This is a genomic window from Petrachloros mirabilis (assembly GCF_975968855.1).
Genome location: NZ_CDLUDY010000051.1, coordinates 1 through 3,671, shown reverse-complemented (window position 1 = coordinate 3,671; position 3,671 = coordinate 1). Strand labels below are relative to the sequence as shown.

General features: G+C 54.8%; 3 protein-coding genes and 1 pseudogene. 2 read left to right on the top strand and 2 right to left on the bottom strand.

Features of this window, described 5'->3' with window-relative positions; all coding sequences use genetic code 11:
- Positions 1–66 precede the first annotated feature (66 nt).
- Positions 67–1,245 (top strand): tRNA uracil 4-sulfurtransferase ThiI, encoded by a 1,179-nt coding sequence (gene thiI / locus ACWVCN_RS02220; protein ID WP_455243879.1) that lies wholly within the window; start codon positions 67–69, stop codon positions 1,243–1,245.
- Here thiI and ACWVCN_RS02215 read toward each other — a convergent pair.
- Together ACWVCN_RS02215 and ACWVCN_RS02210 are read right to left on the bottom strand one after the other, a co-directional pair.
- Positions 1,229–1,819 carry an SRPBCC family protein gene (locus tag ACWVCN_RS02215; protein WP_455243878.1) on the bottom strand — a complete coding sequence of 197 codons (591 nt, stop codon included), beginning with the start codon at positions 1,817–1,819 and terminating at the stop codon, positions 1,229–1,231. The two genes, thiI and ACWVCN_RS02215, sit on opposite strands and share 17 nt — an antisense overlap.
- Positions 1,803–2,915, bottom strand: a complete 1,113-nt coding sequence (locus tag ACWVCN_RS02210; protein WP_455243877.1) for a DGQHR domain-containing protein — start codon at positions 2,913–2,915, stop codon at positions 1,803–1,805. Before ACWVCN_RS02210 ends, ACWVCN_RS02215 begins: the two co-directional genes overlap by 17 nt.
- Positions 2,916–3,398: 483 nt before the next feature.
- On the opposite strand from ACWVCN_RS02210, the pseudogene ACWVCN_RS02205 reads away from it, so the two are divergent.
- Positions 3,399–3,671: pseudogene (locus ACWVCN_RS02205) on the top strand (tRNA epoxyqueuosine(34) reductase QueG); the annotation flags it as partial.

Genomic DNA, 3,671 nt, shown 5'->3' with positions numbered 1-3,671 from the left:
CTGAGAGCTACGAAACCCCCGAGTGCCACCCCTTACCCTTCACCCCTCACGCCTCACCGGTAGTCCATGAGATGTGCAATCGTCCATTACCACGAACTCGCGCTGAAGGGTCGCAATCGCGACTACTTTGAGCAACGGCTCGTCGACAACATACGCAAAGCCCTCAAAGACCTTGGAGTCAGACGGATCGAAAATCTTCGCAGCCGCATCCGTGTTATCCTCCCAGAAAAGGCGCCCGATCAAGCCGTCATCGGCAAGCTCAGTCGGGTCTTCGGTATCGCCAATTTCTCCCTCGCCCATGCTGTTCCGCTCGACCTTGCCAACCCGAATCTCGACGACTTGAATGCCGGAATCGGCAAGACCATTCAAGGACGATTCTTCGCCAATTTCCGCGTGACCGCGAAGAGGGCAGACAAACGGCTGAAGTTGACGTCGATGGACGTGGAACGGGCCGTCGGGAAGTACGTGTGTGAGTCGACCGGCAAGAAGGTCAAGCTAACCAATCCCGATCTCACTATCTATGTCGAACTTCTCGCCCGGGAAGCCTACTACTCGATCGAGAAAATCCAAGGACCTGGGGGAATGCCAGTCGGCACCAGCGGCAAGGTGGCCTGCTTGATTTCCGGCGGAATCGATTCGCCGGTCGCAGCCTATCGCATGATGAAGCGCGGCTGCCATGCCGTTTTCGTCCATTTCTCAGGCCGACCGCTCGTAAGCCGTGCGTCGGAGGAGAAAGTCCATGAGCTGGTACAAATCCTGACACCCTATCAATATCACTCCCGGCTCTATGTCGTCCCCTTCGGCGAAATCCAGCGTGAGATCGTTGCCCAGGCTCCGGCTCCCTACCGGATCGTGCTCTATCGGCGATTGATGGTCCGCATCGCAGGCGAACTTGCCCAGCGAGAACATTGTTGGGGATTGGTGACAGGCGACAGTCTAGGACAGGTGTCTTCCCAAACGCCCGAAAACCTCTCAGTGATCGAGGAAGCAGCCGAATTGCCAATGTTGCGTCCACTCATCGGCATGGATAAGCTCGAGATTACCGGTGAGGCGGAGAAGATCGGAACCTTTACGACGTCGATCGAGCCGGACCAGGACTGCTGCTCCCTCTTTACCCCCTCCCACCCAAGTACCAGGACACGCATTGACGATATCCGCAAAGTCGAACGGGGATTCGACATCGGGAGCCTCGTCAAACAGGGTCTCGAGAAATCGGAGTTGTTGGAGTTTACTTTCCCGAGCTAATTCGTGCCGCCTTCTCCTTCACGATCCGGAAATGCGCTTCGAGCTCGCGCCTCATCGACAGGGCGACCAACCAATCCGGAACGACGGAATCGATTTCAACCACCAAGTCAAACTCCGCGCGAGTTTGCATCCCACCATCAATCGGGGTCAGCTTCCACACGCGTCTGTACTTCTTAAAATCGCCCCCGACGAGTTCCGTCACAATTTCCCTTTCCGACAATGCCTTCGACTGTGTAACCAGCCGGCGTTCCCCAGGAAGAAGCGCGTGTTCGATCCGCACATCGGCCAGCGCGACGCCATCATGGATTTTCAGATCCGCCATTCTCATTCGTATCTCGAACAGTTCTGGCCAATTCGAATAATCAGTCAACAGCGAAAGAATAACGGAAGGCTTGGCTGGAAACGTCACACGAGCCGTGGCACGTACACCACCGCTCTCTTCTGTCCTGACTTCCAGGACATCGGAATCGCGAGCGGGGAGGATTACCTGCGGCAGGAGGGTTACAACAAGCACAAGGATGATAATGGCAAAGAGGAGCCCGGAGGCTCCCGGCCATTTACCCGGTAATGGCATCCAATAACCGCTGGTGAACCTTACGGACCCGCTCTAGCTGCCCCTTGGCAGGAAACCGTTCGTAGAACCCCTCTGCGCGGAATTCCTTGCCCATCGCAGCCCAAGGTTTGAGCAGTTCAGCAAAGGGCTTTGGGCAACATTGCTCTTCCCAATCACTCATGAGTTTCCGATCGACAATGAGGTCGTCGAGGACCCGGATCAAGGCTTTCAAGGTCACGTCGCGGGTGAACATGTAGCGATCGTTTTGCCCCCACACATCAGTCATGACCTCCTTCACCCCTTTGAGATAATCGCGCACGAGTGCATAGCACCGGTCCGGCTTCATGTTCAGATGGGATTCCATCCATCGCTTGTGAGCCGTGACGACCTTTAGGAGCTCGTTGAAGATCTCGGATTGCAGGATCCACTTTTCCTGCTTGCTTCGCCCGCCCAGGCGGTTGATCTTGTACCGAAGCGGTGAATCGTCTTCGCCGTATAGAAGGTTGGCAACCTTCGCGGCGAACTTCTTTTCAGGGCTTTCCCACGACACTTTCTCGTACAGGTCAACCAGGTGCGAACGATTGATACGGGTATGCGTGCTGTTTATGATGACGAACATTTCCGTGGCGAATTCGCTACTCCTGCCGTCGAACAACACGCATGGCACTTCCACCTGGTCGATCTGGTCCGGGTGATGATGCTGAAAAAAATGAAGCCCCGCAAGCCGATGCTGGCCGTCAATGATCAAGTATTTCCCCTTCGGTTCGCTCAAATGGCCGATCGATTCCGACTCGCCCGCCCGCTGGAACCGCAAGGTTTCATCGGTGAACAACAAGACGGTGCCGGGGATCATCGGTTGCGCGACGACCGTTTCGTAAAAATTGACGATCTGCTTTATCTTCTGCCGATTGAGCAACCGTTGGAAACCTTTCTCGCTTCGCTCGATGCCGGCAATGAACTGGGCCACATCGTCATGCTCCCCGATCTTAGATGGAGAAATCTCCTCGCCTTCGAAATAATAGCGGCTTGTGAACTGGACTTTCACCAGAAGTTCAGTCGCCTTGTACCCGATGAAGTAAAAAGTGCCATCCTTTTGTCTGATTCGCGTCGCAAGCATGTTTCCTCCTTAGGAGAAAAACCGGGTGGCTAACTGCCAAATTGTACGCACAGTTCCTGGTAGCCGCAAGCCAAGAACCTGTGCTAGCATTTCACAATGCGCAGAAGACCTCTTTCAGTTTTTTTTGTCGGTCTCACTCTGACCCTGGGCCTACTAGCCTGGTATCCGAACGCTGTACAGGCCCAAATGATGCCGAATGATTTCCCTGCCACGACTGAGAAGTCCTGCAGTTTTGGCATGGACAAAGACGAGCCATCACAACAATGCTTTGTACCCATTCCGCTGGGTTGCCAGGTTGCCAACATTCCTGGAACAAAAAAACCTTGGACTACCATTTCCAAAGGCGGGAATATCCAGTGCCGCTTCGATGAGAAGGTCACCGACTGGAAGACGAAGATAAGCGGCACATGCGGCCGCTGCCGATCAGGACATTGCTCGGTTCAGTTCAGTGTCAGATTCGACTGCAATCCCCACTAAACAACCATGTCGCTGACGGACGCGATCAAGTGTGAAGCCCGATCGTTAGGCTTCGACGCGATAGGCATCGCTTCTGTGTCCGTTCCCTCTTTCTCAGCCACGCTCTTTGATCGACTCCAGGAATGGCTCCACCGCGGCTATCATGGGACGATGTCCTGGTTGGCTCGTAATCCTTCTCGCCGCGCAAATCCGCAAGTCGTACTCCCTGGGTGCAGATCAATCATTTCTGTCGGTGTAAATTACGACACGGGCCACCGCGCGACAGAAGGCCCTGGGTTG